The organism is Fictibacillus sp. NRS-1165 (genome assembly GCF_050468105.1).
Taxonomy (GTDB): Bacteria; Bacillota; Bacilli; order Bacillales; family Fictibacillaceae; genus Fictibacillus_C; species Fictibacillus_C terrinigri.
Map to the genome: position 1 here is coordinate 15,866 of NZ_JBDPNU010000018.1, position 26,083 is coordinate 41,948.

Sequence of the window (26,083 nt, forward strand, 5' to 3'; positions counted from 1 at the left end):
ATTTTTGGATGTCCAAGGACTATGATGTAGTTATTGCAGGTGGAGGCATTATCGGCTGCGCGATTGCTTACTACTTGCGTAAACTTACAGATTATACTGTTCTGGTTATTGAAAAAGGCCGAATCGGCAGTGAGGCTTCTTCAGCCGCGGCCGGTATGCTTGGGGCGCAGGCCGAACTGAATGAGGCAGGACCGCTCTACACGATGGCACGTGAAAGCCGAATTCTGTTCCCAGAATTAAGCAGAGAACTGAAGGAAATTTGCGGGATCGATATAGAGTTTATCGACAAAGGATTGTTTAAAGCTGCGGGTGATGAAAGTGAAGTCTTAAGATTGAAGCGGCTGATCGATTTTCACAATAACAATGGACAGCCTGCACATTGGGTTGCCGGACCTGAACTGTTAAAAATGGAGCCGAGGCTATCAGACAGAGTAGCTGGTGCCATGTATCTACCGAAAGATGGCCAGGTCAATCCTGTGCAATTGACGAGAGCATTTGCTGAGTCAGCCTCAAGGCTCGGGGCAGTTTTTATAGATTTTACGGAAGTGGCCGGATTCGATTTTAGCCAGTCAGGAATAGGCGTTCAAACGAGCGCAGGCATGTATTACGGAGAAAAGGTGGTACTGGCATCAGGTGTCTGGACAGGCAAGCTGGCGGTTCAGTCCGGATTGCATATGCCGATGTTCCCGGTGAAGGGAGAATGTCTTTCATTGTCGTTTTTAGAGCCGGTCATCACATCAACGGTAATAGCTGATGAATGCTACCTCGTACCAAAACGAGGCGGCAGATTGGTCGTAGGTGCAACGATGGAAACTGGTACCTACGACAGAAAAGTTAGGGCAAAGGGAGTTTTAGAGCTGCTTTCGAAAGCGAGTGCTGTCCTTCCCGGTATTTTACACGGCGAGTGGGAGAAAGCCTGGACAGGGTTCAGGCCGCAAACTCCGGATGGTCTCCCGTACATGGGAAAACATCCCTACCATAAAGATCTGTACATTGCAGCGGGCCATTTTCGCAATGGGATCTTACTCAGTCCGCTGACCGGGCGCTGGATGGCAGAACTGCTGGAAGGAAAGCTGCAGGAAGAGACTTTAAGAGAATTTGCTCCTGACCGCTTTGCCTTATGAAAAAAATGAGAGGATGAGCTTTCATGAAGTTGATTGTTAACGGTGCATCGCTGGATATCGACCAGGCCAGGACCATTGAGGAACTTCTGGTGGAGCTGAAGCTTGCCGGAAGAGGGGCGATCGTTGAACTGAACCAGGAGATCCTCGATAAAAGCCAGCACGCTGAAACACGCTTAGCTAATGGTGATAAGGTAGAAATTGTTCATTTTGTAGGAGGAGGATGAAGACATGCTGAAAGTTGGAAACTATGAGTTTAGCTCCAGATTGCTGCTGGGGACAGGAAAATTTCCTGATTTTGATATTCAAAAAGAGGCAGTTAAGGTTTCAGGTACTGAGATCCTTACGTTTGCCGTAAGAAGGATGAATATTTTTGATCCTGATCAGCCGAATTTTTTAGAAAAACTGGATGCAGAGAATTTTACGCTGCTGCCGAACACGGCTGGAGCTAAAACGGCCGAAGAAGCGGTTAGAATTGCAAAGCTAGCAAAAGCTTCAGGGTTATGTGATATGATAAAGGTAGAAGTAATAGGAGATTTCAAGACTCTTCTGCCGGATCCGCTTGAAACATTAAGAGCGTCAGAAATGCTGTTGGAAGAAGGGTTTACGGTCTTGCCTTATGCTTCAGATGATGTCATTCTTGCACAAAAATTAGAGGAGCTTGGCGTACATGCCATAATGCCTGGAGCTTCACCGATTGGTTCTGGCCTAGGAATCATCAATCCGTTAAACATCAGCCTCATTATTGAGCAGGCCAATATTCCGGTTATTGTGGATGCCGGCATCGGATCACCAGCTGACGCGGCAGCCGCTATGGAACTTGGCGCTGACGGAGTATTGCTCAATTCTGCGGTATCTGGAGCAGATGATCCGGTAAAAATGGCTCAGGCGATGAAGCTCGCCATTGAGGCCGGCCGTCTCGGATATGAGGCGGGAAGAATTCCAAAGAAAAGGTATGCATCGGCAAGCAGTCCGCTGGAGGGAATGAGTATTTAATGAATGATCGCTACTCCAGGCAGATATTATTCGAGCCTATCGGAGAAGAAGGGCAGGATCAGCTGTCAGATAAACACGTTGTGATTATAGGGGCTGGAGCGCTCGGAACAGGCAATGCCGAAATACTTGCCCGTGCGGGCGTAGGCAGGATTACGATCGCTGACCGTGACTACGTGGAATGGAGCAACCTACAGCGCCAGCAGCTTTTCAGCGAAGAAGATGCAAAGTACAGGATGCCCAAAGCCGTTGCTGCAAGAGAACGGCTGGAGCAGGTGAATTCCGATATTCATGTTGAAAGTCTTGTACTGGATGCAGGTGTGGAAGAACTGCGGGAACTGGCGGAATTTGCAGATCTTTTGATTGATGCGACAGATAATTTTGATACACGTTTACTGATCAACGACATCTCACAGGAAAGAAAAATTCCATGGATTTACGGCGCCTGTGTCGGAAGCTATGGTTTAAGCTATGTGATTTTGCCGGGTGAGACGCCTTGTCTTAGCTGTTTGCTTGAGAAGGTGCCTATGGGCGGTGCAACGTGTGATACAGCAGGAATTATCGCACCTGTGGTGCAGATGGTAGTCGCCCACCAAACAGCTGAAGCGATGAAGCTATTGACGGGCAATACCACTTCTCTACGGAACAAGCTGGTCTCCTTTGATATGTGGAACAATCATTACTTGGCGATGGATGTGCAAAAGCTGAAGAAAGCGGATTGCCCTTCCTGTGGCGAGCACGCCCACTATCCGCATCTTGATCCGGAAAATCAGACGAAGACAGCGGTCCTGTGCGGAAGAAACACTGTCCAGATCCGTCCTTCGGAAAAAGGGGAAAGAGATTTGGAGGAGCTGTCACTGTCTTTATCGCGGCTTGGCGGAAGAATCGAGCAGAATCCATATCTGCTTTCATATAGCAGTGATGAAGAACAGAGGCTTGTGTTTTTTAAAGACGGACGCGTACTCATTCATGGCACGAAAGATATAACAGAAGCAAAAAATCTGTACTACAGTTTAATAGGATAATGGAATAGAAATCTGCTAGGGGGGCTGAAAGGCTGAGACTGAACCTTTGTGTTCTAGACCCTTGGAACCTGATCTGGATCATGCCAGCGGAGGGAAGCAGGCTGAATGAAAAAGCTGATTAATCGGACCCCAGCTGAAAGCTCAGCCGCCTTCTCTTATGAAGGCGGCTTTTTTGTATATGTTGGGTGCCAGGCACCCGCCGCAAGTATGTAATGCTTGGTGCCAGGCACCGAAATAATTTACGAACTCTCGTTGCATTCGAGACGGTCAGTCCACCTGCGAGGAATACAGAAGAGGCACAGAGCTATGTTAAAGACGTACTCCTTAACCTGGGATTTGAGACAGAGGAATGGGAGCTGTTTCCCGGGGACCGAATCGTCGCGGGAGCAAAGCAAGGAGAAAGATCAGAGGAATATCAAAGCCTGCTCCTTAATGGACATATGGATGTTGTAGCTGTCGGTGATGAAGCGTCATGGAAGTATCCCCCTTTTGTCCTCACAGAAGAGGAAGGGCTGCTCTATGGACGCGGAACTTCAGATATGAAGGGAGGCATGGCCTCATCTCTGTTTGCCCTTCAGCTTCTTCAAGAGCTTGGGATTAAGCTGAAAGGGGACATCTTCTTTCAATCGGTGACAGGTGAAGAAGCAGGAGAAGCAGGAACCAAGTCATGTGTAGACCGGGGCATGAAAGCTGATTTTGCGATTGTCGCCGACACATCGAATCTTGAGATTCATGGCCAAGGAAGAGTCATCACAGGGTGGATCACCATTAAGAGCAAAGAGACCTATCACGATGGGCTCCGTTCGCGGATGATCCATGCCGGAGGCGGAATAAACGGTGCGAGTGCCATTGAAAAAATGGCAAAGGTGATTGAAGGGCTGCAGGAACTTGAACGGCACTGGGCAGTCACTAAATCGTACCCGGAATTCCCTATGGGCAGTACGACCATTAATCCGTCCGTCATTGAAGGAGGAAGAAATGCGGCGTTTATCGCTGATGAATGCCGGCTGTGGATTACTGTTCACTTTTACCCGAATGAGACCTATGAAGAGGTCGCGAAGGAAATTGAGGAGCACATCCTTGCTGTTGCCATGGCCGATCCATGGATGAAAAACAATCCTCCTCTGTTTAAGTGGGGAGGAAAATCCATGATTGAGGAGTGAGGAGAAGTTTTTCCTGCACTGGACGTTGATCACACTCATGAAGCTTTGGCGGTACTGAAGGAACAGCATCAAACGGTCTCCAAGCGGAAAGCGGTTGTTTCAATGTCATCAACCGTTACCGATGCAGGTTGGCTTGGAGCCGCTGGAATACCTGCTGTTATTTATGGCCCCGGCAAGCTGGATGATGCTCACGCTGTGGACGAAAAGGTGGAGCTTCATCAGCTGTTGGAACACTCAAAGGTTCTCGCGGGGTTTATCGCAAAGTGGTGCAATATAGAAAGGAGCAATACACATGACGAAGCTGAAGCAAGAGCCATTTACTGAACGATTGTATAAAAGCGTGGAACCCGTTTGGAAACACACTCATCTTCATCCGTTTGTACAGGGCATTAAAGACGGATCACTGCCTAAGGAACGCTTTGCCTATTATATGAAACAGGACTATGTCTATTTAAAAGACTATGCCAAGCTCTTTGCGTTTGGGGCAATAAAAGCGAAGGATGCCGAGACGATGACCTGGTTTTCAAGCCTGCTTCATGAAACCTTGAATACCGAGATGGATCTCCACCGCGCGTATTGCAGTGACATTGGCATACAGTCCGAGGAGCTGGAGGAAGAAAAGGCCACTCCGATTAACCTTGCGTACACCCGCTATATGCTGAACGCCTCCCAGCACGGAACACTTGCGGAGCTTATCTCCTGCCTGCTGCCATGTATGTGGAGCTACCATGAGATTGGATCGGCTTTAAAGAGGGAAGCAGGAAGCCTCGAAGACCATCCTTATGCCCAATGGATTGAGATGTATGCGTCAGAGGAATTTGGCGGGCTTGCACAGTGGCTCATCCATAAACTGAACCGGTTGGCTGAAGGTATGACAGAACAGGAATTGACAGTGCTCGAGGAGCATTTCCTAACCACCTCGCGCTTTGAATTCATGTTTTGGGATATGGTGTATTACGGTCATGAATGGCCGGTGTAATCGCCACATTGAAGGAGAGTTTTTATGTCACTGATCTTTAAGAATGTATTTTATTCCTTTACTCAGCAAAGACAAATCTCCCCGCTTCTGAACGACATCAATTTTGCAGCAGCGGCCGGAGAATTTGTTTCGATCATCGGCAAAAGCGGAACCGGCAAAAGCACTTTGCTCAAGCTTGCCTGCGGACTGGACCAGCCCTCCACGGGAGAGATCCTCGTACAGGACAAGCCTGTCTTTCCGGGAGCAGCGGGATACATGCCTCAAAAGGATCTGCTTCTTCCCTGGCGTACGGTCATGGAAAATCTTCTTCTTGCTCCAGAGATTCAGCAGCAAAAGAGTCAAAAAGCAGAAGAGGCGAAATCATGGTTGAAAAAAGTAGGACTGTGGGATTACCGTAACGCTTTTCCGCATGAACTTTCAGGGGGGATGCGCCAGAGGATCGCCTTTCTTCGAACCTTGCTGACGGGAAAAGAAGTGCTTCTTCTTGATGAACCATTTGGTGCACTGGACGCGATGACAAAAAAGGAAATGCACCAATGGATCTCTTCCCTGTGGAAGGATTTGAACAAAACGATCCTTTTGGTCACTCATGATCTTCATGAAGCGGTTTTTTTAAGCGACCGGATCATCGTGCTGCATCCAACTGGTGAAACAGAAGAGTTAGAGGTCAAGCTTCCGAGGCCAAGAAGTGCGGTCTTAACAAATGAGATGGCAGGCTTGATCAATATATTGGAGAGCAGAATTACAAATGAACAGCATGAAACGATTATTTAAAGATTATTATTTGTTTTTGGCCGCGGCTGCCGTCTTGCTTGTACTATGGGAATGGCTTGTCAGGACTGACCGAATCCCCTCCTTTATTTTGCCGCCTCCTTCAGGCATTCTCGTGTCGCTGTATGAAAACAGGGAGGTTCTGCTGGACCATTGCTGGGCAACACTTAAAGAAACCATCCTCGGTTTTTTAATCGCAGCTGTTGCAGGTGTTTCGCTTGCTGTTGCGATGTTCTTTGTAAAATCCGTAGAAAAAATGGTCTATCCGGCGGTTCTGATCTCACAGACGATACCGATCATTGCACTTTCTCCAATCTTTGTGCTCTGGTTCGGCTACAGCATCTGGAGTAAAGTGGCGGTTACCGTGCTGATCGCCTTCTTCCCAATCGTCGTCAGCACATATGACGGATTGAACCGTCATGACAAAGACTATGTTGATCTGCTGCGTTCCATGGGAGCAAAAAGATGGCAGATCTTTAAAAAGGTGCAGCTCCCGATGGCGCTCCCATCATTCATGTCCGGGATAAAACTAGCCGCTGTATTTTCCGTGGTGGGTGCTACAATCGGTGAATGGCTAGGTGCCAGCGAGGGACTTGGGTACTATTCAAGAAGGATGTCAGGAAGCTTGAACGCTGCAGGAGTATTTTCTGCTATTTTTTTATTAACATTGCTCGGGATGTGTTTGTTCGGTGCCGCTGCACTCGCAGAAAAAAGAATGTTTAAATGGAAAGAGAACAGAAAGGATGTATGAAATGAACGTATGGATTAAACGAAGCAGCCTTCTTATCGCCGGCTGCCTGCTTTTCCTGTTAAATGCGTGTTCATCCGCGGACACGCCGAATCAAGAGGCAAAAGGAAACCTTAAAAAAGTGAGCATCATGCTCGACTGGTATCCAAATGCGGTGCATGCCGGAATATATGATGCGATTGAAAAAGGGTACTTTAAAAATGAAGGCATCGAGGTGGACGTGAAGATGCCTGCCGAAACAAACGATCCGTTAAAGCTTGTGGCTGCTGGACGGACTGACCTTGCGTTAACCTATCAGCCGCAGGTCGTCCTTTCCAGGTCAGAAGACATTCCCATCGTTTCCTTGGGAGCACTGGTCAGGCATCCATTAAACCATTTGATGGTCTCTAAAAACAGTCCGATCCGTTCACCTAAGGATCTGGAAGGGAAAAATGTAGGCTATCCTTCAATTCCCATTAATGAAGCGATGGTGAAGACGATGGTGAAACAGGATGGCGGCAATCCTGAAAAAGTGAAGATGACGGATGTAGGCTGGGATATCATCCCCGCGATGGCTGCTCATAAAGTGGACGGAATATCTGGCGGTTACATTAACCATGAAAAGATTCTCCTTAATAAAGAGGGTCATGCGGTGCGGTCTATAGATCCTGTAAAGTACGGCGTTCCGGATTACTATGAGCTCGTTCTAGTTTCCAGTGAAGACGGGCTGAAAAAGAACCGAAAGCTTTACCAGAAGTTTTGGAATGCCCTGGCAAAAGGTCAAAAGGATGTACACGATCATCCGGATCAGGCGCTGAATGTCTTATTCAAGCATGAAAATAAAGAGTTTCCACTGGATGAAAACGTTGAAAAGAAAAGCCTCCAGACTCTTTTGCCGTTAATGGACAGCGGGAAGAAGCCATTTGGCTATCAGGACTTGGGTTCATGGAAACAGGTTTCGGATTGGCTCTTTGAATCCAAAATGATCAAAAAGAAGGAAGATCCAAAGAACGCTTTTATTAATTTTGAGAAATAGAAGAATAGATGCCTCGTTAATGGTTAGGGTAATAATCAAAGAGGAGGTGCCGTTATGGCTAACAATGAAAAAATCCGCAAGCAAAACGCTGAACAGCGAAAAGGAAAAGCGGATATTCCAAAAGGAACGTTTGCTGATCCGATCGCCAATCAGGGAGACATTGCGGAAGCCAAAAACATGAAAGAGAACAAATAACAGGAAGGCGCACTCCATTACAGGGAGTGCGTTTTTTCTTTAATGAAAAATCATTGCAGGTTATGATGATCTTAGATCAAAAAGGGGGCAGACGTCGTGTTGGAATGGGACAAGAGCGGCCTGGAAAAAGCTTCGGACGAGCTTGAGATCATGAACACCAATCCGTTTTACAATAAGCTGTTTTACGGTACAAGCAAAGTGACAATTGAACAGGTGGAAGAGGAGCTTAAAGATCTTGAGGGATCGCCGAGGACACGGTATTTGATTCATACAGGCGGCAGGAACGCAGCTATTCTTGAGTATCTGCTGCATAATCCGAAAGACCACAAACCATGGCTCGGTTTTTTAATGGTACACAGCGCTTTTCAAAAACAGGGGCTAGCCAAGGAAATATATTTGGTTTGCGAAGAAGAGATGAAGAAGAACAAGAAAATATGCCTGAGGCTGGGGGTGCTTAGCGGGAATGTTCCGGCCCTTTCCTTTTGGTCCAAAATGGGTTTTGAAGAGATAGAAGTTAGAGAAAGCGGGGGAAAGCTTCTTCATATCCTTGAAAAATCCTTCATCGGTTAATCCCTTCTTTTTTCCTAAATTCATTCTTATTCACATAAAGACGATTTCTGCCGCATATCCTCATTCGTGTGCACAAAAGCCAAACCTGCTTAACATGTGCTTAATGATTGTGGATTAAAATGTTAGGGGTAAAGAATAGGAGTGAAAGGCCATGAAGACATACTGCTTTTTGCAGGAAAAAATGAATTCAGCGACCATTAACAAGCTCGTTCATAAAGCGAATGAGTACGAGGAATGCCAGATCTATTTTGAATTTGATAACTGCCAGATGAACGCCAAAAGCATACTCAGCATGAGCAAGCTTCGCGGAATTGCCGGGTTATGCTGCATATCTGCGCAAGGCCTGGATAAACAGGACGCACTGGAGGGTTTGAGACAGATTTGTGCAGGGAGAAATGGATCCCTCCATATAACGAATCGTTAAGATTTGAACATTAGAAAATCGAGCGGGATAGAAAAGGCAGGGCGAGGCGGAGATGCAGTGGGAATTTACTTGATATAGTAAGACAAATGGCCTTGTTGTCCATAAATTTTTCTTGGCCAATTTTTTTATTATCGATCTATTTACACTCGACATATAACGACGGGTTTTGATCCAAGCATTTCAGAAATCTGTCCAAGCCCAAAATAAAAAAGCTTGCACCTAATCATAGGGCAAGCTTTTTCATTTCTCTTTTCCTCCGCCCGATCGGTTTAAGTTATCCTTTCGCTTCTTCTTTAATGAGGGAAAACAGCTGATCCAATGCATTATTCAGCCGGCTTTTTTCCATTCGGCTGATGTAGGCTCCCTTCATCTCATCAAGCTTTTCGATACTGTCACAAAGAGAGTCAGCGGTCAGCTCCTCTTCAAAAAGTACCTTGCAGAATCCCTGCTTTTCAAATGATTGGGCATTCTCGATCTGATCCCCGCGGCTGGCTTCTTTGGAAAGGGGGATAAGAAGCATTGGTTTTCTGAGTGATAAGAACTCAAAAATTGAATTTGATCCTGCTCTTGAAACAACAAAGTGAGTGGCCGCAAGGAGATCAGGAAGTTCATCTGTTACATACTCAAACTGAACATAGCCGTTTCTTCTGATTGAACCATCCATCTGCCCTTTCCCGCATAGATGAACAATTTGATATCGGGGGAGCAGGGCATCCAGGCTTAATCGTACAGACTCGTTTATTTTTTTTGATCCGAGGCTCCCGCCCATAATCAGGATAATCGGCTTGCGGGAAGTAAAACCGCAAAAAGCCCTCCCATTTGCTGCGTTCCCTTTATGCAGATCTGTACGGATCACTGCACCCGCATATACTGCTTTACCGTTTGGGAGCTGGTCAGCGGTTTCGGGAAAGGTTGTACATACCTTCTTTGCGAAGGGAAGTGATAGCCGGTTGGCAAGCCCTGGGCTAAGGTCGGATTCATGTGTCACAATAGGTACCTTGTTCATCCGGCTCCCGAGTATTACAGGTACAGAAACGAAACCGCCTTTTGAAAAGACTACATCTGGTTTTATTGTCTTAATGAGCCGAAACGCTTCAAAAGCCCCTTTCACGACACGGAACGGTTCTTTAAAATTGTTCCAATCGAAATAGCGTCTAAGCTTTCCGGTTGAGATACTGTAATAGCGCACCCCATCAATGGATTCTGTCAGCTGCTGTTCAATTCCGCCTTTAGATCCGATGTAGCTGACGTCCCAGCCTTCTGCCAGGAACAAGGGAATCAGCGCCAGGTTGACAGAGACATGCCCCGCTGAACCTCCACCGGTAAACACAATTTTCCTGCCCAAACGTTCCACCCCTTTTAGTTATGTATTTCTATCATACCAAAAGCATTTGCCGCTGAATCTTGAAATATCTGAATAATGGTTGACGCTATCCATACTGCCATGATAGAGTTAGAATAATTTAATGAAGCTTATCAAGAGCGGCGGAGGGAAAGGCCCGATGAAGCCCGGCAACCTTCAGGCATACGTCTGAAAAGGTGCCAAATCCTTCAAAGGTAAAACTTTGAGAGATAAGAGACGGAACGGGAACCTAAAGCTCTCTTATCTTTATGATAAGGGGGTTTTTTGTACTAAAAAAATAAAGTGCTACATAACATGTTTCATTCTAATGAAATACTCTTATCCAGAGCGGCGGAGGGAAAGGCCCGATGAAGCCCGGCAACCTTCAGACACAGGTCTGAAAAGGTGCTACTACCTGCAGGAAAAGACCCTGGATGATAAGAGGAGGGCCGCTGCTGCAAACCTCTTCTTATGATGAGGTTTTTTCTTTTGCCTTCTGGCAGGTACTAATTATTCAGTCTTTTACTAAAAATTATAGATTACAGGGAGTGTTGACAATGAATGAAATTAAAATTGCATTGCTTGGATTGGGAACGGTTGGCACGGGTGTGTATTCATCCATTGTAGAAAGAAAAGGAGCTTTAGAAGAGTTGCTGGGAAAACATCTGAGGCTGTCCAGTATATTAATTAAGGATCCTTCCAAATCAAGGCCTACCGTAGGAGGGGTGCCGGTGACATCAGATTTTGAGAAGGCGATCGGGGAAGAAGCGCCAGATGTGGTCATCGAGGCCATCGGGGGGATTGAGCCCGCCCGAACCTATATCATTCAATCACTTGAAGCAGGCTGCCACGTGATTTCTGCCAACAAGGATCTAATCGCCCGTCATGGAGAGGAATTATCTGAACGTGCAGCGGAAAAAGGTGTGCGGTTTATCTATGAAGCAAGTGTAGGCGGCGGGATACCGATATTGAGAACATTGAGGGAGCTTTTAAGAATCAATCGGATTCAGCATGTGGAGGCCATTTTAAACGGGACGTCCAATTTCATTCTTTCACACATGAGAACGACCGGTTCTTCCTTTGAGGAAGCACTGAAACTGGCACAGCAAAAAGGATATGCAGAGCCGGATCCAACGAATGACGTTGAGGGCTTGGACGCCTTTTATAAGGCGATGGTGCTGAGTAAATGGATTTATGGCGTTCAGCCTTCCTGGGAAGAAGTGCAGGTTGAAGGGATTGGAAATGTGCTCCTTGAGGAGATTCAGCTGGCGGAGCAGATCGGACTTCGGGTGAAGCATCTCGTCCTTTTGAACGAAAGTCTGAATCTTGAAGTGAAGCCTGTATTTGTAGACAGTGATCATTCCTTATACGGAGTGGAAGGTGTCGATAATGCCGTCCGTATTCAGACCGATCTTCTCGGCTGTTTGACCTTGCAGGGGCCGGGAGCTGGGGCAGAAGCTACGGCAAGTGCCATCGTGGAAGATTTCTTATCCATTTATGAAACAGGAGAAGCGTACAGAGATAAACCGGCAGTATCGGCAGTAACACAAAAAAAACAGGAACAAGGAGATCGTACCTACCTTCTAATCGGTGACAAAGTAGATTTTACAAAAGATAGGGTGGCATCGCTTGAAAAGCATGGTACCATTTTAGACCGGACTTCTCTCAGGTTTTCTCATGCTTCTCTTGCTGCTTTGCTTTATGATGGCCCTCTGCCTTCAACACAGGATGATTTTATTCCGGTGAACAGCATCTATCCGGTCCGGCTTTCAAAAAGCAGCAGTGGAACAGAGAGAGAAAAAGTTCTTGTAGCCGAATAAAGATAGATCCGTGGAGAGCCCTTTTACTCTCTGCGGATTTTTTTATGTCATCAGGTTGACAATGAAAAGTATTTTACATATGATGGGAGTAATAAAAGGAAGGGAGTTGTGTGGATGAGCGTTCACGTTCTTAACTAATCGAATTGGATAGCTGGAGCAAAAAGACCGTGTTTGAATCGGTTTGTACCTTTATGTCTTTTTGCGGCCACCAATAGTTAAGAACAGCGGTCAGCATACAACATTTCTCATTTTCGTGTGCGTATTTAGTGCACCGAACGATGCCGCGCTCTTTGGGCGTATTTTTTATGCTTTTTACAGCTGCCAAAGCATAGGGCGAGGCTGTACAGAGAGGCGCATCCTTCTCCACGAAAATGATTAACAGGCAGAAATGACGGCGGTCCATTTCTGCCTTTTTCATTGGCATGTTCTGGCCCTGTTCCCGGAAGGAGGGACGGCAGGAACCATTCATAAAACATGGTGTAACGGTAATGTGTTAAAAAAAGAGGAGGCAACGACCATTGAACACCTTTACGAATAAAATGCTGGAATTCAATAAAATCAGAGAAATTCTGTCTGAGTATGCATTAAATGAACGTACCAAAAGAAAAATTCAGGAGCTTCTGCCTTCCGGAGAGCTGCCGGTTATTAAAGCTTGGCTGAGGGAAACAACAGAATCCGCGGCGGTTCTAAGAAAGTCAACCAGCGTTCCTATCGCGAACTTGAATGGAATCGAACATGTGATGTCGCTTCCGGATAAGGGTCTTCTCTTAAGCCCTGAACAGCTCCAGCTTATTTGCGGATTGGCAGAAAACGTACAGCGCATGCAGCGCTATATGAAAGATAAAGAATTTATTGCACCTGCCGTATCGGCTTATGCGTATTCTCTTTTTCCGCTGAAAGATCTCATAACCGAGATCCAGCGCTGTATACGGAATGGAAGAGTGGATGACGGAGCCAGTAAGCCGCTTGAAAAGGTTAGAAAAAGAATGAATGCGTGTGAGGAAAAAATCAAATCCAAGCTCGAGCATATTTTGAAATCGCCGGCCTATCGGGATATGCTGCAGGAGCCGATGATTTCGATGAGAGAAGGCAGATACGCTATACCTGTAAAAAGTAAATTTAAGCGGAGCATGGATGGGCAAATCGTTGATTCATCTGCGAGCGGTTCCACCGTTTTTATTGAACCAAAAGAGGTCCGAAAGCTGCAGGATGAGCGTCAGCTTCTGCAGTCAGAGGAAGATATCGAAACTGCGAGGGTGCTGGGCACATTAACGGGCCTGGTGGCAGGCTATAAAAAGGAGATCTCCGTTAATATCGAGGGTATGCTTCATTATGATTTTATCTTTGCCAAAGCTAAATACAGCCTTGCCATTAATGGAAGGGAAGTGTCGCTTAATCTTAAAAAACGGACCATCCTCCATGAGGGGCGGCATCCGATGCTCGGAAGCCAGGCTGTCCCGTTGAATATAAGACTCGGTGAAGACTTTGGAGCACTCGTCATTACGGGTCCGAACACCGGAGGGAAAACGGTAGCTATAAAAACAGCAGGGCTGCTGACGCTGATGGTTCAGTCGGGGCTTCATATCCCTGCGGGAGAGGGAAGTGAGTTCGGAATCTATTCAGAGGTGCTGACAGATATCGGTGACCATCAGAACATTGAGCAGTCCTTAAGCACTTTTTCCGCTCATATGACAAACATCATCTCCATTCTTCGAAAGGCTGGGCCTGATACTCTTGTCATTCTCGATGAACTTGGAGCAGGAACCGATCCTGCTGAAGGAATGGGGCTGGCAATAGCGATCCTTGAAGATCTGTTTGAAAAAGGAGCTTCCATTCTGGCCACAACACACTATAGTGAAATAAAAGATTTTGCTTCTCTTACTCCTGGATTTGAAAATGCATCCATGGCGTTTGATCTTGAGTCCCTCCAGCCGCTATACGAGCTGAGGATCGGCGAAGCCGGCGAGAGTCAAGCATTTTCCATCGCGTGGAAGCTCGGCCTTGATCAGAAGCTGATCACAAGAGCCAGACAAATTACGAGTAAAGACGTTTCACGACAGGCAGAGGAGACTATTCTGCATGAAGATGCACAAAAGCAAATGGTGGAGAGAAGAAGAGAAGCAGAAGAAAAAAGGAGCCGGAAGATAAGCAGAAAGGAGGAGAAAATAAAAGAAAAACCGGTTAACCAAACGTTCGAAATCGGCGACCGCGTTTATGTTTCCAGCTTGAAAACCGCGGGCATCATCTGTTCTGAAGAAGATAACAGGGGAGAATACGTTGTCCTTGTGCAAGAGGAAAAAGTGAAGGTTCATAAGCATCGTCTAACCCTCCATATTTCAAGGAACGAATTATATCCTGAGAATTATGATATGGATATTGTCTTTGAAAGCAAGGAAAACCGGAAAAAAGACCGGATTTTGAGTAAAAGGCACGTTGATGGACTCGTGATCAACAGGGACGAAGAACAATAGGATTCGGTGTATTGCACCAAAAACAAATAAAAAGATCCGGGCACTTTCGCCTGGATCTTTTTGTTCTGATGCAAAGGTGATCAGCAGCTGCTGCTGGATTCACATCCGCCGCCATGGCTATGCCAGCAGGCACAGCCGATGATGATCAAGAGGATAAACAGTACGATAATAATCGCGAATCCTCTTCCGCCGCCGTAGCCGTAACCGCCGCATCCTCCACCATACCCGTACCCGCCGTAAGAAGCAGTAATCGGAGCGTTAAGCGGAACATTCAATGGTGCATTCATCGGTGCATTTGCAAACATTTAAAATTCCTCCTTCTAAATACTATTCCAACATCCTCGGTACAGTATATGAAGGATCCACCAGTTGGTCTGGACGAATGCCTTGAAGGCAAGCCTAAATCCTGAGCAATGAAAAAACACACGCTTTCTTTCTGGAACCTATTCCAGCGTGTGCGGATTGGAGAACATTTTTATTGCTGTGAGAGCAGTGATTCAATATCTTTTTTCATATCCTTTGGTGAGGTCTGAGGAGAATGCCGGGAGACAACGTTACCATAGCGGTCGACAAGGAACTTTGTAAAATTCCATTTGACCGCTTTTGAACCCAGTATGCCTGGTGCTTCTTTTGTCAGCCAGGCAAAGAGAGGATGAATGTTTTCGCCTTTAACATCAACCTTGGCAAACATAGGGAATTTTACACCGTAGTTCAATTCACAAAACTCCTGGATTTCTTCCTCGCTCCCAGGCTCCTGGCTTGCAAATTGGTTGCACGGAAAGCCGAGGATCTCAAGACCCTGTTCGCTGTATTGGTCGTAAAGCGATTGAAGCTCTTTGTATTGGGGAGTAAATCCGCATTTGCTCGCTGTGTTGGCAATGATTAAAACCTTGCCCTCGTATTCTCTTAGAGATTTTTCTTCACCCATGATCGTCTTTGCCCGATACTCATAAACAGACATTGTCAACCTCCTATTCTTTTAGTAACGAAGTTTATAGCATTAGTGTAGTGGGTTTTGTGAAGAAAGGAAAATAAAAAGCTTTTATTAGGCTTCCGGGCACCAAAAAGATGGCACCCAAAAAAAGGGCAGGGAGAATGTTTTTCCCTGCCCTTTTTTCTCTTCATTTATGCCGCCGGCGCTGAGGCTTTTGCCTGTACACTATAAAACTGGTAAAGGACAAGAGCAATGACTGACAGAATGATCCCTGAGATATACGGGAGTCCTGCTGCCAGTGAAAACAGCCAGCCTCCAAGCGGAGGGCCGATGATTCGTCCAAGTGAATCAAAGGATGACAAGAGTCCAGTTACACTGCCATGGCCAGATGTGGACGTTTTCGTCAGCAGCGCTGAAACACTCGGTCGGATGACACCATTTCCAATACCGAAAATGGAAAGGAAGATGGCTGCCGTCGTAAAGTTATGAACGAGCAGAATTAACCCGAACCCAACAGCAGAGATAACAATTCCTCCCTGAATGACTTTTCCTTCACCAAATTTCTTGGTCAGCCGGCCAACAAGTCCACCTTGGACAAGGGCTCCTGCAAAGCCCATAATCATAAAAATGTAGCCAAGGTGATTGGTATCAAGTCCTGCTTTTTTCGCTGCAAAATAAGCGAATGTCGCTTCAAGCCCCGATAACGAAAGGGAGATGAACAACTGGAGCACGAACAGAATGGAAACCGCTCCGGTAAAAGCTCTCCATCTTGACCCGGATTCAGCCGGTCCGTTCGACCGAAGCTGTTTAGGCAGTGATTCCTTCAAAACGAAAAGAACGAGAAAGAAGGTAATAATCGATGATGCTCCTGCTAGCAAAAACGGTGTATTCAAGCTTGTTTTTGAAAAAACGCCGCCGATGGCAGGGCCAAAAATAAATCCAAGGCCGACCGCTGCCCCGATGATACCCATTCCTTTTCCCCGGTTTTCCGGAGTTGTAATGTCTGCCACATACGCCATCGTCGTAGGCATGTTTGCGGATGAGAGCAAGCCGCCGATAATACGTGCCGCAAATAGCATCCAGAGCTGGCTTGAGACAGCCATTAAAAAGAAAGATATAGCAAGTCCAGCGATTCCGATCAGCATGACCGGTTTCCGGCCGATGCGGTCCGATACTCTTCCCCAGATGGGGGCGAAAAGGAGCTGCATTAATGAATAAACAGCCATAAGCAAACCGAGCTGTGCCGGAGTGGCGCCTACTTTTTCTGCAAAAAAAGGAAGGACAGGAATAATGATTCCGAATCCAACCATAACTAAAAACATAACTAAGAATAAGATTGGCAGTGCTTTTTTATTTTCCAATCTTGAGTCCCCTCCCGATCAGATCAACTATCTATGTATTTTTTTAAATCCATACAATGCATTAACTATATTACCGTACATCTTTTATCTATTTTTATCAACTTCAGCCTCTAGACGCTTTGGGAAAGGGATGAATCTTTCACATGGTTTGTTTTTAGAAAGACGTACAGACCTGTACAAACAAGAAAGCCACCAGCGGCCTGGAATATAGTGATATGTTCATTCAGCATGAAATAAGCGAGAATGCTCGCACCCACAGGTTCGCCAAGGATGTTGACATAAATGGTTGTTGCACTCAAGTATTTCATCAGCCAGTTAAAGAGGACATGACCGAAAACGGTCGGAATAATGGCCAGCAAAAAGAATATTGTCCAGTCCTGTTTGGCATAGCCAACCATCGGAATGCCAGCTGCAAGATTATAACAGGCAAAAACAGCGATCACAGATACAAAAACGGAAAGACTGTAAAAAAAAGAAGGGATTCGGCGTAAAAGATGCTGACCGATCAGCATATGTACTGCAACAGCAAGTGTGCCCAAAAGCGAAAGCACATCTCCAAGCAAATTTTCGGGAGAGATGCCGATGTCTCCCCAGCCGATGAAGACTGCTCCGCAAATCGCAACGCCCATCCCTGCTAGCAAGGCTGGTGACGTTTTTTCGTTAAATAAGAAAAAAGCCCCGATCAGGACAAAAACAGGCTGCAGAGCGAGTATGATCGTTGAACTCGCGACTGTGGTCAGCTTCAGTGATCCCATCCACAATAAAAAATGAAGGGCGAGAAACAGTCCAGACAAAAATAGGAGCAGGCACTGCCTGGAGGTTATTCGTTTTGCCTCCATCACATGCTTTGCAGAAAACGGAAGCATGAAAAGCACAGTAAAAAGCAGCCTGTACATCCCTTGTACAGAAACGGGAGCATCAGACAGCTTAACAAAAATAGAAGAAAAAGAAACGGCGATAACACCAACGATTAAAGGAATAAAAACAGGAACAGGGCATTTTAGTTTTTCCATAGAGGCCTCCTGTGTTCTCAATATGCCTATATGAAGTATACAGGATTTTTTATAAAAATCAGCCATTTTCTTACGGTTTTTCCCAAAGACAATGCCGTTTTATGCAAGGATAAATACTTTGCAAATGGAAAAACTGATGGAAGGATGAACGAAAGGAGATGAAAACCCATGGATAAGAAACGGGAAACCATAAACGTATTCGAGAAAAACAGGCGGGAGCAAGCCCAGAAGAAGAAAGATCAATATATGAAAAGTTTGAAACATGAACATCAAAACGAAGAAAAGGACTAATGGAAGAGGCGCTCAATGCAGCCTCTTTTTTAGTCGTAATCTGGATACACTGTGATATATTTATGGCAAATAATACAAATCAAAAAATTTTTTAGGGAGGATCATACCGATGATAAAGGTCTCTAATGGGGTAGCCATGCTGGAGTTAAAGGTCAATGAAATCGCTTTTCATCCCACACTCGTATGGGATGATGAGAGTGCTATTTTAATTGATGCCGGAGTGCCTGGACAGCTTGAAGCATTCCAATCTGAAATGACTGAAGCGGGTGTTCCGTTCAGCAATTTGAAAGCAGTCATTTTGACTCATCAGGATATTGACCATATCGGAAGCCTTCCTGAACTTCAGGAAGCTGCCGGCCATTCTTTGGAAGTCTATGCTCATGAGAACGATCAGCCATATATAGAAGGTAGACTTCCGCTGATTAAGACGGACCGCAGCCAACTGACAGATGAAGAGTGGGAATCCCTTCCTCCCCTTGCTAAAGCATTCTATGAAATACCCTCCCCGGTTTCAAAGGTTCATCATACTCTGAAAGATGGGCAGACCATTCCGCTTGCAGGTGGCATGAAGGTTATTTTTACTCCGGGGCATACACCGGGACATATCAGCCTCTATCTGCAGCAGAGTAAAGTACTCGTTGCTGGAGACGCGATGTTCAGCGTCAATGGAAACTTGCATGGACCTCATGAAGAAACGACGCCGGATTTGAGGGAAGCTGAACAATCAATAACAAAATATAGCGCTTATGATATTCATAAAGTCATATGTTACCATGGTGGTTTGTCCACCCGTGACGTGAAAGAACAGCTTATGCAACTCGTTTTGACAGCTGACAAAAAATGAAAAAAACAAAGAACCAGCAAGAGAAAGATATTTGAATATATCTTTTCTCGCTGGTCTTTTTAAGGCTTCATTGGGCTTTATGAACGCTGCTGCTAACAAGCTCCCAGCGTGTATAGCGGAATTTCCAGATGGAATCGGCAAAAGCTACTGAATCGGCATTGGCAATCCCAGATATCCTTTGGACCCCCCGCAGTTCAAAAACACCATCCCCGTTAATATCAACGGGAGTGAGCATACTGAATTTATTAGCCGATACCTTGATGGGTTTAACAAGGGTACCATTCTTATATACCTCAGAGGTATCATATTTTTCTTTGCGTTCTTTTAAATTAATGGAAGTAATTTTTCCTGTATTCTTGACTAAGATTTTCGCGTGGTAGCCGTCAGTAAATCTTCCGCTGATCCCTAATGAAGAAGGAACTGGAATTTCAAACACATGATTATTCTTGGCAGATACCAGGTGAAAGACAGAGGTTCCGCCTCGACCGCCTGTCTCAGCTGAAATGTACGTTTCTGGAATATGGTCCCCGTTAAAATCAAAGAATTGGATGTGCGGATGATAGCCTCCATCATTTAAATTTAGTGTAGTGAACCGATGAGTTGCTGAGTCCTGAAGAATCAGGAACAGATTTTCAGAGTATATATTCTCCTGTTTTTCCTTTTGGCCCATTAACGTTACAACATCAGGGCGCCTGTCACCTGTTACATCCATTTTTCGCTGAGAAAGCACATAGATGGATGAGCCGCTTTTATTTTCATTATTTTCCTGATCGAGCGGGTTGGCAAGTGTCGGCGTACCGGCGGTAATGAGTAAAATGAGGAAAAGAAGCATGTTGAAAAAAATAGATTTCACGAATTCTGCCTCCCTTATATCCTAATTATGGTTAATATGCCGAAATTTCCTTCGCTTCATACACCTGACTTTTGAATTAATTTTTTGTAAATTAAATGAAATGTATTTAATGGGTTATCTTCTCATTAATCAGGGTATAAATTCGTAAGGAGGGTTCGAATATGAGACAAACAATGAGTATGAAACCTTGGATATTAGTTGGTTTAGGCACATCGGCGGCGGCTGTATGGTTATCTTCCAAACCTAATAGAATACGCACCAAACTAGCATTTAAAAATATCAAAAGAAAAATTAAACCTGACTATACAGAAAGGACGAAGGTGCTCCCTGTCGAAAAAGGCGGCCATCCTGATCCGAGTGACTATGAAGACTCAAAAATGGTATCGGAAGGTTCAGCTTATGGCGTTCATTATTTCAATGAGAAAAAACAGTAAGTAGGACAAACCTACTGTTTTATGTAATTCCATTAAGTTTACCTCGCCCGTATGTTATTATGTTGAAATAACATACGTGCGAGGTGATTTCGTTATGAAGGCAAAAACTATCCTTTTAACGGTATTCCTTTTAATGGTGACCAGCACTGTTTATGCGGCCAGCTCGCTTCAGGTCAGGTCGAATGGTGGAGATAAGTCCTCGTCCTCTGTGTCGTTTGACGACACCTACGCGACCATTTCGATCAAGAAGACCACGGGAAGCGGGAAGCTGAAGCTGGAGCTTTGGCAAAAGCATTTATTTTTTAAGGATGAAAGAGTCGGCCAGACACCTTGGATCACTGAAAAGGGTGTAGGCTATCAAAAGGTAATCAATCTCGAAGAATCAGGAGACTATTACCTTAAAGTGGTCGACTCAGGCAAAGCTGGAGGAAATGGAATCGGCGTGAATTATAAGGCGACATCGTTTCTGCAATAATTGATCGCTAAAAAGGCAGGGAGCTCCTCCCTGCCTTTTTGCGTTTTTTCTTTCCAAAAAAGAGAATACATCACTGTATCCCCCAGTTTTTCAATATTGTTGATCTCTCTCGCCCGGGAAAAACTTTTCACCCAGTTCCCATGATTCTACCATTTGGTAAGCCTCTTGCTGCGGGAAGCCACTTCCATAAAGATAAGCCATGGCAGCCACCTCCCGCAAAGCATGCTCATAGGAGGTTTTCGGAGCCTCAGCCAATCCCCGTTGGACAAACCACTCGACGGATGTCAAAGTCGATAATTTCAGGGGATTATTGTATGGGGTATAGTAATCTTTGGGACCTGGAGCTGCACCTGGATAACCAGGACCTGGACCGTCCCATCCTTGAGGCCCAGGAAACTCGGCAGGTCCTGGAAAGGGTGCCGGTCCCAGATAGGGATAAGGAGGATATGGATAAGGTAGCACGTTCGATTCACCTCGCGTTTAAGTAGCCTTGTGACAATCTAGTGTATGCAGACGCCTAATATCCTGTGCAGAAGAAACTTTGTTTCCCCCTTAAGAACAGAATATTTAACCTATTGTAAAATTTAAGTATAATATAAAATGGAAAGACTATAAGGAAACATAAAGGAAGGTATTAAACATGAAAATTCTTGTGATGAACGGCAGCCCTACCGCTGAATCAAGAACTAGAGGCATTGCCGAGTATGCAGCAAACGTCCTGAATGAAAAAGGCATAGAAGTTTCCTTTTTCGACGCCGGTAAAGACCGTCTTCCATTATTTACGGGAGATATGGCAGAGCGGGAAGACGAAGCCGTTCGCAGTTTGAGTAAAGCAGCCGATGAAGCGGAAGGTTTTTTTATTTGTACACCGGAATACCATAATGGAATGAGCGGAGCATTAAAAAATGCGCTCGATTTTTTAAGCGGCAGCCATTTTAAGAACAAGCCCGTTGCCCTCGCCGCCGCAGCCGGAGGAGGCAAAGGCGGAATCAACGCATTGAACAACTTGCGAACAGTAATGCGAGGTTTGTATAGCCTTGTACTGCCGGACCAATTTGTCGCTGATCCTCTTCATTTCAATGAAGAACGCGAACTGTCAGAAGAGCTTGCTACTTTACGAGTATCTGCACTGGCCGATCAGCTTATTGAATTAACAAAGGCAGTGGCCGCCAATAAACAAAATTTAACGGAAGAATAAAAAAGAAAACATTCTGCCCATGGCAGAATGTTTTTTTCTTGAATCTCATGAAGTGATGTCTAGCTTCAGCTTTTCATTTAAACCAGCTTATGATCTCGAAATACCACATGCCGGCAAGGAAAATAAACCCGAGGGACAAGACGATAATTTTGATGTATTTCAAAGGGATTCTCCTGTCTTTTTTCAATAGTATGACCAAAAGACAAGTGATCACTCAGCTGTTCAAGGGGAAGTTTGTATTGTTTTGTAACATTATCACTTCTTTTGTTGAATCCCTTCTCAAACTTCAAATTTTTATAGATAATATCACTTGTGTATCTGATAATGTTGGAAATGATAGAAAAGGAGAGCATTGTGCGTGAGTAATGTAGAGTATCGCCAAAAGTGGTTATTAGAATCGATTGGAGCAAAAAAAGAAGAGTTGATCAGACTGGCATTTCTAAGAGGATTTACAAGTCATGAGACAGTGCAGTGCAGCCAGGAGCTTGATGGCTTGCTGAATGAGTACCAACGAAATGCTTGCTAGTTCAAGGAAACTAACTGCTTTGTCAGAAGATCGACCCGTGTCAGAATGGCGCGTTTGATCAACAGAGGGTAATCATTTTGAAACTCACTGAGAAGACCGCGAATCTCGGTGATCAAGTCCAGTTCGTTTTCACGAATGACATCTTTGCTCACTTGCTTAGGGAAGTCAATGACATTATTTTTTATCATCATAACACCTCCGCGTAACTTACTTCTTCATGAATGTAATATTCCATAAAAAATGAAACACTCCTGCACAAAATTGTAAATGATTTGAAATCCAGCCGGTCGTACTTTATAAAAAAGCCGGAGATCCTTCTTTTATAAAGGCAGAGAGGCTTTTTGATCGCTGTGATTTAGATAAGCAAAACTTTTTTTGTTTTTCATCATTTATGGGAAAATACCGGTATGTTCATAATCTAAGGAGGGACTAAAGATGGCTGAACATCTGCAAGACACAACAACGTTACATAATGGCGTTAAAATGCCTTGGCTCGGGCTTGGAGTATACAAAGTAGAAGAAGGCGACGAAGTATATCAATCCGTTAAATCGGCCTTGAGCAAAGGGTATAAGAGTATCGATACAGCAGCTGTATACCAAAATGAAGAAGGCGTTGGCCGTGCGATTAAAGATTCAGGCATTCCGCGTGAAGAATTATTCATTACCACAAAGGTATGGAATGCAGATCAAGGCTATGAAACCACGTTGGGGGCGTATGAGGAATCTTTGAAGAAACTTCAGCTCGACTATGTCGATCTTTACCTCATCCACTGGCCGGTGGAAGGGAAATATAAAGAAACGTGGCGCGCACTGGAGAAACTTTATAAGGACGGCCGAGTTCGTGCGATCGGTGTGAGTAACTTCCACGTCCACCACTTAAAAGACGTAATGGAAGACAGTGAGATCGTGCCAATGGTTGATCAGGTGGAGTACCATCCGCGTCTGGCACAGAAAGACTTGGTTGCTTTCTGTAAAGCAAATAACATTCAATTGGAAGCATGGAGCCCCCTCATGCAGGGTGAACTGCTTAACAACCCTGTTCTTTCGGAGATGGCAGAAAAATACGGCAAATCTGTGGCTCAGGTCATTCTTCGCTGGGATCTGCAGAACGGTGTCGTTACCATTCCAAAATCGGTAAAAGACCACCGTATTAAAGAAAACTCCGAGGTTTTCGATTTTGAACTAAGTGCAGAGGACATGGAGAAAATCAATACATTAAACGAAGACCAAAGAATCGGTCCCGATCCGGATAACTTTGACTTCTAATATAGAAAATAAATAAGGGGAGAATAGCTCAGAAGGAGTTATTCTCTTTTTTATAAACGCAGGTTCACAAAATGCATAGTGGGAAATGAATACCAAAAGGGAAGGGGAATGATGGACTTACTCCACCATGCAAGCCATCGCCCTTGGGCATTGCCGAAAAGACCATGGATCATGTCACAGACGCGGAAAAACCTGCTGTTTACAGATGCTTTAGGGACAACAACCATCATTTAAAATGGCTTCTGCAAAAAGCAGAGGCGGAATTCTTTGAAGAGAATTCTGCCCGTTCTAATGGAATTATCTTGCCTGACACAGCGCCAACTCTCCATTGTTCCAAGCGACTGGACGTGTTGGTATGAGCTTGGAACAGTGCGGTAGTTAAAGGTGCAGACTATCTGTAGAAATCATTCATTTCTTTTAATGCAGCAACCAGGTAATCCCACGTCCGAATGGTGGAAGAAACACTGACATGCTCTTCAGGCGTATGCACATCAAACATGTCAGGTCCGAGGGAAATAGCATCAATGTGCGGAAGTTTTTCAGTGAAAATCCCACATTCCAGACCTGCATGAATGGCTGCGATCTCAGGAGAAGTCCCGTAAAGTTTTTGGTATACTTTTTCAAACAGCCGGCGGACTTTGGAATCTGGCAGATACGGCCATTCCGGATAATCAGCCTCCGTAGAGAAGCGGGATTCCGTAAGCTGCGCAATCAGTTCGACCTGTCTGACCGTGTGCTGCTTCAGGCTTTTCACCGAGCTTCTAATTTCGCTGACAAAACGTATTTCTTTGCTGTCACTTGTGACAACACCAAGATTAGTAGAACTCTCCGTCAGACCTTGAATCTCCTGGCTCATGGACTGAACACCATTTGGAATCAGCAAAAGAGATGTGATTACGTTTTGAGTGGTTTTGGCAGAATAAACCTTATCCGGAACATGATCAGTTTCTTCTACAGTAACTGATATCCCAGGATCAGCGGTGCGAAGTTCGCTTTTAAGGATTTGTGCCCAGTCGGACACCAGTTTTGGCAGATCCATTGATGATTTTTCATGGACATAGATTACAGCCTCAGCTTCCCGTGGAATTGCATTGGATTTCAACCCTCCATTAATGGCGTATAGGTGGAGAGGGTACTGCACAGATAGATCATGAAGAATTCTGCCAAGCAGCTTAATCGCGTTGCCTCTTCCTTTTTGAATGGACATTCCAGAATGCCCCCCGAAAAGCCCGCTCAACTGGATGCTGTAGCCTATAAGGTCTTTTTGAGCCGTTTCCCACTGAATGGGAAGTGCTTGAGTGGCAGTGATGCCGCCTGCACTGCTGACCAATAATTTACCTTCTTCTTCAGAATCAAGATTAATAAAGACCTCACCGGAAAAAAGTTCAGGATTGGCCTCCAGCGCCCCTTTCATAGTGGTTTCCTCTTCCGTAGTGATAATGATTTCAAGTGCAGGATGAGGAACATCGTTTGAATCAAGAATGGCAAGGGCATAAGCAACAGCAATCCCGTTATCTGCTCCGAGTGTCGTATTGCACGCATAGAGCATGTCTTCCTTTAACTGCAAGGAGATGGGATCGTGTTCAAAATCATGGGCCGTTCCTTTGTTCTTTTCACATACCATATCCATATGCCCTTGCAGAATGACGGCAGGGACATGCTCATAGCCTTTTGAGGCAGGTTTTTTAATAAAAATGTTAAGGGCATCATCCTGAAACGCTTCAAGTCCTCTTTCTTGTGCAAAACGCAGGAGGTAATCACTGATTTCTCTTTCGTTGCCAGATCCGCGGGGAATGGCGGAAATTTCGGCAAAATAATGGAACACCGGGTGCTTTTTTACATCTTCGAGTGTAGTAGGCATACTCTTTTCATCCTTTGCATGAAATTTTGTACATGAACGTAAGTATAATTCAAGAGTAGAGAAAGAGGATGAAATTATCAACCTGCCGTAAACAAAAGGCTTTTCAAAAGGCGGGGAATTTTGTATAATACAATTTGTTGCACGATAAATACTGGCTCCGTAGCTCAGTGGATAGAGCGTCGGTTTCCTAAACCGTGCGTCGCAGGTTCGATTCCTGCCGGGGCCGCCATACATAAAATCAATAACAACAAGGGTTTGAGCGATATTAGACCCTTGTTTTTTTATTGGATTTCTGCCGTTTGGCACGAATTTGGCACGAACGAATTTTTAGATCGAAATTATGTTTTTATTTCTGATTTTTTCGATTCTGGAATTCCAGTATCCGGCCAA

At 45.1% G+C, this 26,083-nt stretch carries 31 protein-coding genes, 1 tRNA gene, 1 pseudogene and 3 riboswitches; of the genes and pseudogenes, 24 read left to right on the plus strand and 9 right to left on the minus strand.

From position 1 onward, the window contains the following. The first annotated feature begins 8 nt into the window (after positions 1–8). The 12 genes and pseudogenes from thiO (at position 9) to ABHN01_RS06905 (ending at position 9,004) form a co-directional block, all read left to right on the plus strand. The gene (thiO, locus tag ABHN01_RS06850) at positions 9–1,124 is read left to right on the plus strand and encodes a glycine oxidase ThiO (RefSeq protein ID WP_429874920.1); all 1,116 of its coding nucleotides are present in this window, start codon (positions 9–11) and stop codon (positions 1,122–1,124) included. Between the two features lie 23 nt (positions 1,125–1,147). Continuing rightward, positions 1,148–1,348 (plus strand): sulfur carrier protein ThiS, encoded by a 201-nt coding sequence (thiS, locus tag ABHN01_RS06855; RefSeq protein ID WP_429874921.1) that lies wholly within the window; start codon positions 1,148–1,150, stop codon positions 1,346–1,348. A 4-nt stretch (positions 1,349–1,352) separates the two neighbouring features. Further along, positions 1,353–2,117: a thiazole synthase gene (locus ABHN01_RS06860; protein ID WP_290401710.1), complete on the plus strand. Its 765-nt coding sequence runs from the start codon at positions 1,353–1,355 to the stop codon at positions 2,115–2,117. Beyond that, a complete protein-coding gene (locus ABHN01_RS06865; RefSeq protein ID WP_429874922.1) occupies positions 2,117–3,139 on the plus strand; it encodes a thiazole biosynthesis adenylyltransferase ThiF in 1,023 nt (340 codons plus the stop codon). The genes ABHN01_RS06860 and ABHN01_RS06865 overlap by 1 nt, the downstream gene beginning before the upstream one ends. Positions 3,140–3,146: 7 nt before the next feature. Then, positions 3,147–3,251: riboswitch (TPP riboswitch) on the plus strand. Between the two features lie 100 nt (positions 3,252–3,351). Next, a pseudogene (locus tag ABHN01_RS06870) lies at positions 3,352–4,626 on the plus strand (acetylornithine deacetylase). Continuing rightward, positions 4,595–5,281 (plus strand): thiaminase II, encoded by a 687-nt coding sequence (gene tenA, locus ABHN01_RS06875; RefSeq protein ID WP_429874923.1) that lies wholly within the window; start codon positions 4,595–4,597, stop codon positions 5,279–5,281. Before ABHN01_RS06870 ends, tenA begins: the two are co-directional and overlap by 32 nt. 24 nt (positions 5,282–5,305) lie before the next feature. Continuing rightward, on the plus strand, positions 5,306–6,055 hold the full coding sequence (locus ABHN01_RS06880; RefSeq protein ID WP_429874924.1) for an ABC transporter ATP-binding protein: 750 nt from the start codon (positions 5,306–5,308) through the stop codon (positions 6,053–6,055). Then, on the plus strand, positions 6,030–6,803 hold the full coding sequence (locus ABHN01_RS06885) for an ABC transporter permease (RefSeq protein ID WP_429874925.1): 774 nt from the start codon (positions 6,030–6,032) through the stop codon (positions 6,801–6,803). The genes ABHN01_RS06880 and ABHN01_RS06885 overlap by 26 nt, the downstream gene beginning before the upstream one ends. Position 6,804: 1 nt before the next feature. Further along, positions 6,805–7,815, plus strand: a complete 1,011-nt coding sequence (locus ABHN01_RS06890) for an ABC transporter substrate-binding protein (RefSeq protein ID WP_429874926.1) — start codon at positions 6,805–6,807, stop codon at positions 7,813–7,815. A 54-nt stretch (positions 7,816–7,869) separates the two neighbouring features. Beyond that, positions 7,870–8,010, plus strand: a complete 141-nt coding sequence (locus tag ABHN01_RS06895; RefSeq protein WP_290401703.1) for a hypothetical protein — start codon at positions 7,870–7,872, stop codon at positions 8,008–8,010. A gap of 96 nt (positions 8,011–8,106) precedes the next feature. Next, positions 8,107–8,580, plus strand: coding sequence for a GNAT family N-acetyltransferase (locus ABHN01_RS06900; RefSeq protein ID WP_429874927.1), 474 nt, complete (start codon positions 8,107–8,109; stop codon positions 8,578–8,580). A gap of 151 nt (positions 8,581–8,731) precedes the next feature. After that, positions 8,732–9,004, plus strand: a complete 273-nt coding sequence (locus tag ABHN01_RS06905) for an HPr family phosphocarrier protein (RefSeq protein WP_429874928.1) — start codon at positions 8,732–8,734, stop codon at positions 9,002–9,004. A 274-nt stretch (positions 9,005–9,278) separates the two neighbouring features. On the opposite strand, the gene ABHN01_RS06910 is transcribed toward ABHN01_RS06905, so the two are convergent. Then, positions 9,279–10,349, minus strand: a complete 1,071-nt coding sequence (locus ABHN01_RS06910; RefSeq protein WP_429874929.1) for an undecaprenyldiphospho-muramoylpentapeptide beta-N-acetylglucosaminyltransferase — start codon at positions 10,347–10,349, stop codon at positions 9,279–9,281. Positions 10,350–10,474: 125 nt separating this feature from the next. Then, a riboswitch (SAM riboswitch) is annotated at positions 10,475–10,583 on the plus strand. 99 nt (positions 10,584–10,682) lie between these two features. Continuing rightward, positions 10,683–10,790: riboswitch (SAM riboswitch) on the plus strand. A gap of 113 nt (positions 10,791–10,903) precedes the next feature. Between ABHN01_RS06910 and ABHN01_RS06915 the strand changes: the two genes are divergently transcribed. Beyond that, complete coding sequence (locus ABHN01_RS06915) at positions 10,904–12,166, plus strand: homoserine dehydrogenase (protein WP_429874930.1); 1,263 nt, start codon at positions 10,904–10,906, stop codon at positions 12,164–12,166. A gap of 130 nt (positions 12,167–12,296) precedes the next feature. Here ABHN01_RS06915 and ABHN01_RS06920 read toward each other — a convergent pair whose 3' ends face one another. Beyond that, positions 12,297–12,590 carry a hypothetical protein gene (locus ABHN01_RS06920; protein WP_429874931.1) on the minus strand — a complete coding sequence of 98 codons (294 nt, stop codon included), beginning with the start codon at positions 12,588–12,590 and terminating at the stop codon, positions 12,297–12,299. 94 nt (positions 12,591–12,684) lie between these two features. Here ABHN01_RS06920 and ABHN01_RS06925 point away from each other — a divergent pair, with 94 nt between their 5' ends. Then, on the plus strand, positions 12,685–14,637 hold the full coding sequence (locus tag ABHN01_RS06925; protein ID WP_429874932.1) for an endonuclease MutS2: 1,953 nt from the start codon (positions 12,685–12,687) through the stop codon (positions 14,635–14,637). Positions 14,638–14,717: 80 nt separating this feature from the next. Here ABHN01_RS06925 and ABHN01_RS06930 read toward each other — a convergent pair whose 3' ends face one another. The 4 genes from ABHN01_RS06930 to ABHN01_RS06945 form a co-directional block, all read right to left on the minus strand. Continuing rightward, positions 14,718–14,924 carry a YjcZ family sporulation protein gene (locus tag ABHN01_RS06930; protein ID WP_429874951.1) on the minus strand — a complete coding sequence of 69 codons (207 nt, stop codon included), beginning with the start codon at positions 14,922–14,924 and terminating at the stop codon, positions 14,718–14,720. A 188-nt stretch (positions 14,925–15,112) separates the two neighbouring features. Continuing rightward, positions 15,113–15,598: a glutathione peroxidase gene (locus ABHN01_RS06935; RefSeq protein ID WP_429874933.1), complete on the minus strand. Its 486-nt coding sequence runs from the start codon at positions 15,596–15,598 to the stop codon at positions 15,113–15,115. 164 nt (positions 15,599–15,762) lie between these two features. After that, positions 15,763–16,932 carry an MFS transporter gene (locus tag ABHN01_RS06940; RefSeq protein ID WP_429874934.1) on the minus strand — a complete coding sequence of 390 codons (1,170 nt, stop codon included), beginning with the start codon at positions 16,930–16,932 and terminating at the stop codon, positions 15,763–15,765. A 110-nt stretch (positions 16,933–17,042) separates the two neighbouring features. Further along, a complete protein-coding gene (locus ABHN01_RS06945) occupies positions 17,043–17,945 on the minus strand; it encodes a DMT family transporter (protein ID WP_429874935.1) in 903 nt (300 codons plus the stop codon). A 168-nt stretch (positions 17,946–18,113) separates the two neighbouring features. On the opposite strand from ABHN01_RS06945, the gene ABHN01_RS06950 reads away from it, so the two are divergent. Together ABHN01_RS06950 and ABHN01_RS06955 are read left to right on the plus strand one after the other, a co-directional pair. After that, positions 18,114–18,236, plus strand: a complete 123-nt coding sequence (locus tag ABHN01_RS06950) for a hypothetical protein (protein WP_429874936.1) — start codon at positions 18,114–18,116, stop codon at positions 18,234–18,236. 112 nt (positions 18,237–18,348) lie between these two features. Beyond that, positions 18,349–19,080: an MBL fold metallo-hydrolase gene (locus ABHN01_RS06955; RefSeq protein ID WP_429874952.1), complete on the plus strand. Its 732-nt coding sequence runs from the start codon at positions 18,349–18,351 to the stop codon at positions 19,078–19,080. 67 nt (positions 19,081–19,147) lie between these two features. Here ABHN01_RS06955 and ABHN01_RS06960 read toward each other — a convergent pair whose 3' ends face one another. Next, the gene (locus tag ABHN01_RS06960) at positions 19,148–19,933 is read right to left on the minus strand and encodes a hypothetical protein (RefSeq protein WP_429874937.1); all 786 of its coding nucleotides are present in this window, start codon (positions 19,931–19,933) and stop codon (positions 19,148–19,150) included. 161 nt (positions 19,934–20,094) lie between these two features. Between ABHN01_RS06960 and ABHN01_RS06965 the strand changes: the two genes are divergently transcribed. The 5 genes from ABHN01_RS06965 to ABHN01_RS06985 all read left to right on the plus strand — a co-directional run bounded on the left by ABHN01_RS06965 (position 20,095) and on the right by ABHN01_RS06985 (position 22,566). Further along, positions 20,095–20,367, plus strand: a complete 273-nt coding sequence (locus ABHN01_RS06965; protein WP_290401692.1) for a hypothetical protein — start codon at positions 20,095–20,097, stop codon at positions 20,365–20,367. Positions 20,368–20,461: 94 nt separating this feature from the next. After that, positions 20,462–20,842 (plus strand): hypothetical protein, encoded by a 381-nt coding sequence (locus tag ABHN01_RS06970; RefSeq protein WP_429874938.1) that lies wholly within the window; start codon positions 20,462–20,464, stop codon positions 20,840–20,842. Between the two features lie 314 nt (positions 20,843–21,156). Further along, a complete protein-coding gene (locus ABHN01_RS06975) occupies positions 21,157–21,330 on the plus strand; it encodes a hypothetical protein (protein ID WP_429874939.1) in 174 nt (57 codons plus the stop codon). Positions 21,331–21,482: 152 nt separating this feature from the next. Beyond that, complete coding sequence (locus ABHN01_RS06980) at positions 21,483–22,040, plus strand: NADPH-dependent FMN reductase (protein ID WP_429874940.1); 558 nt, start codon at positions 21,483–21,485, stop codon at positions 22,038–22,040. 358 nt (positions 22,041–22,398) lie between these two features. Beyond that, positions 22,399–22,566 (plus strand): aspartyl-phosphate phosphatase Spo0E family protein, encoded by a 168-nt coding sequence (locus ABHN01_RS06985; protein ID WP_290401688.1) that lies wholly within the window; start codon positions 22,399–22,401, stop codon positions 22,564–22,566. Here the strand turns inward: ABHN01_RS06985 and ABHN01_RS06990 are convergent. Next, a complete protein-coding gene (locus ABHN01_RS06990; RefSeq protein WP_429874941.1) occupies positions 22,563–22,754 on the minus strand; it encodes a hypothetical protein in 192 nt (63 codons plus the stop codon). The genes ABHN01_RS06985 and ABHN01_RS06990 overlap by 4 nt on opposite strands. Positions 22,755–23,001: 247 nt before the next feature. Between ABHN01_RS06990 and ABHN01_RS06995 the strand changes: the two genes are divergently transcribed. Then, positions 23,002–23,832: an aldo/keto reductase gene (locus tag ABHN01_RS06995; RefSeq protein WP_429874942.1), complete on the plus strand. Its 831-nt coding sequence runs from the start codon at positions 23,002–23,004 to the stop codon at positions 23,830–23,832. Positions 23,833–23,943: 111 nt separating this feature from the next. Beyond that, positions 23,944–24,066 carry a hypothetical protein gene (locus ABHN01_RS07000; protein ID WP_429874943.1) on the plus strand — a complete coding sequence of 41 codons (123 nt, stop codon included), beginning with the start codon at positions 23,944–23,946 and terminating at the stop codon, positions 24,064–24,066. A gap of 157 nt (positions 24,067–24,223) precedes the next feature. Here ABHN01_RS07000 and ABHN01_RS07005 read toward each other — a convergent pair whose 3' ends face one another. Next, positions 24,224–25,693, minus strand: coding sequence for an aminoacyl-histidine dipeptidase (locus ABHN01_RS07005; RefSeq protein ID WP_429874944.1), 1,470 nt, complete (start codon positions 25,691–25,693; stop codon positions 24,224–24,226). 153 nt (positions 25,694–25,846) lie between these two features. Between ABHN01_RS07005 and ABHN01_RS07010 the strand changes: the two genes are divergently transcribed. Next, a tRNA-Arg gene (locus tag ABHN01_RS07010) sits at positions 25,847–25,922 on the plus strand. The last annotated feature ends 161 nt before the right edge of the window (positions 25,923–26,083 follow it).

Excerpts from the sequence above, each read along its gene's own strand:
- thiO (WP_429874920.1), top strand. The coding sequence starts at position 9 with ATGTCCAAGGACTATGATGTAGTTATTGCAGGTGGAGGCATTATCGGC.
- thiS (WP_429874921.1), top strand. The coding sequence starts at position 1,148 with ATGAAGTTGATTGTTAACGGTGCATCGCTGGATATCGACCAGGCCAGG.
- ABHN01_RS06860 (WP_290401710.1), top strand. The coding sequence starts at position 1,353 with ATGCTGAAAGTTGGAAACTATGAGTTTAGCTCCAGATTGCTGCTGGGG.
- ABHN01_RS06865 (WP_429874922.1), top strand. The coding sequence starts at position 2,117 with ATGAATGATCGCTACTCCAGGCAGATATTATTCGAGCCTATCGGAGAA.
- tenA (WP_429874923.1), top strand. The coding sequence starts at position 4,595 with ATGACGAAGCTGAAGCAAGAGCCATTTACTGAACGATTGTATAAAAGC.
- ABHN01_RS06880 (WP_429874924.1), top strand. The coding sequence starts at position 5,306 with ATGTCACTGATCTTTAAGAATGTATTTTATTCCTTTACTCAGCAAAGA.
- ABHN01_RS06885 (WP_429874925.1), top strand. The coding sequence starts at position 6,030 with ATGAACAGCATGAAACGATTATTTAAAGATTATTATTTGTTTTTGGCC.
- ABHN01_RS06890 (WP_429874926.1), top strand. The coding sequence starts at position 6,805 with ATGAACGTATGGATTAAACGAAGCAGCCTTCTTATCGCCGGCTGCCTG.
- ABHN01_RS06895 (WP_290401703.1), top strand. The coding sequence starts at position 7,870 with ATGGCTAACAATGAAAAAATCCGCAAGCAAAACGCTGAACAGCGAAAA.
- ABHN01_RS06905 (WP_429874928.1), top strand. The coding sequence starts at position 8,732 with ATGAAGACATACTGCTTTTTGCAGGAAAAAATGAATTCAGCGACCATT.
- ABHN01_RS06915 (WP_429874930.1), top strand. The coding sequence starts at position 10,904 with ATGAATGAAATTAAAATTGCATTGCTTGGATTGGGAACGGTTGGCACG.
- ABHN01_RS06920 (WP_429874931.1), bottom strand. The coding sequence starts at position 12,590 with ATGCCAATGAAAAAGGCAGAAATGGACCGCCGTCATTTCTGCCTGTTA.
- ABHN01_RS06930 (WP_429874951.1), bottom strand. The coding sequence starts at position 14,924 with ATGAATGCACCATTGAATGTTCCGCTTAACGCTCCGATTACTGCTTCT.
- ABHN01_RS06935 (WP_429874933.1), bottom strand. The coding sequence starts at position 15,598 with ATGTCTGTTTATGAGTATCGGGCAAAGACGATCATGGGTGAAGAAAAA.
- ABHN01_RS06945 (WP_429874935.1), bottom strand. The coding sequence starts at position 17,945 with ATGGAAAAACTAAAATGCCCTGTTCCTGTTTTTATTCCTTTAATCGTT.
- ABHN01_RS06950 (WP_429874936.1), top strand. The coding sequence starts at position 18,114 with ATGGATAAGAAACGGGAAACCATAAACGTATTCGAGAAAAACAGGCGG.
- ABHN01_RS06965 (WP_290401692.1), top strand. The coding sequence starts at position 20,095 with ATGAGACAAACAATGAGTATGAAACCTTGGATATTAGTTGGTTTAGGC.
- ABHN01_RS06970 (WP_429874938.1), top strand. The coding sequence starts at position 20,462 with ATGAAGGCAAAAACTATCCTTTTAACGGTATTCCTTTTAATGGTGACC.
- ABHN01_RS06975 (WP_429874939.1), top strand. The coding sequence starts at position 21,157 with ATGGGGTATAGTAATCTTTGGGACCTGGAGCTGCACCTGGATAACCAG.
- ABHN01_RS06980 (WP_429874940.1), top strand. The coding sequence starts at position 21,483 with ATGAAAATTCTTGTGATGAACGGCAGCCCTACCGCTGAATCAAGAACT.
- ABHN01_RS06990 (WP_429874941.1), bottom strand. The coding sequence starts at position 22,754 with ATGATAAAAAATAATGTCATTGACTTCCCTAAGCAAGTGAGCAAAGAT.
- ABHN01_RS06995 (WP_429874942.1), top strand. The coding sequence starts at position 23,002 with ATGGCTGAACATCTGCAAGACACAACAACGTTACATAATGGCGTTAAA.
- ABHN01_RS07000 (WP_429874943.1), top strand. The coding sequence starts at position 23,944 with ATGGACTTACTCCACCATGCAAGCCATCGCCCTTGGGCATTGCCGAAA.
- ABHN01_RS07005 (WP_429874944.1), bottom strand. The coding sequence starts at position 25,693 with ATGCCTACTACACTCGAAGATGTAAAAAAGCACCCGGTGTTCCATTAT.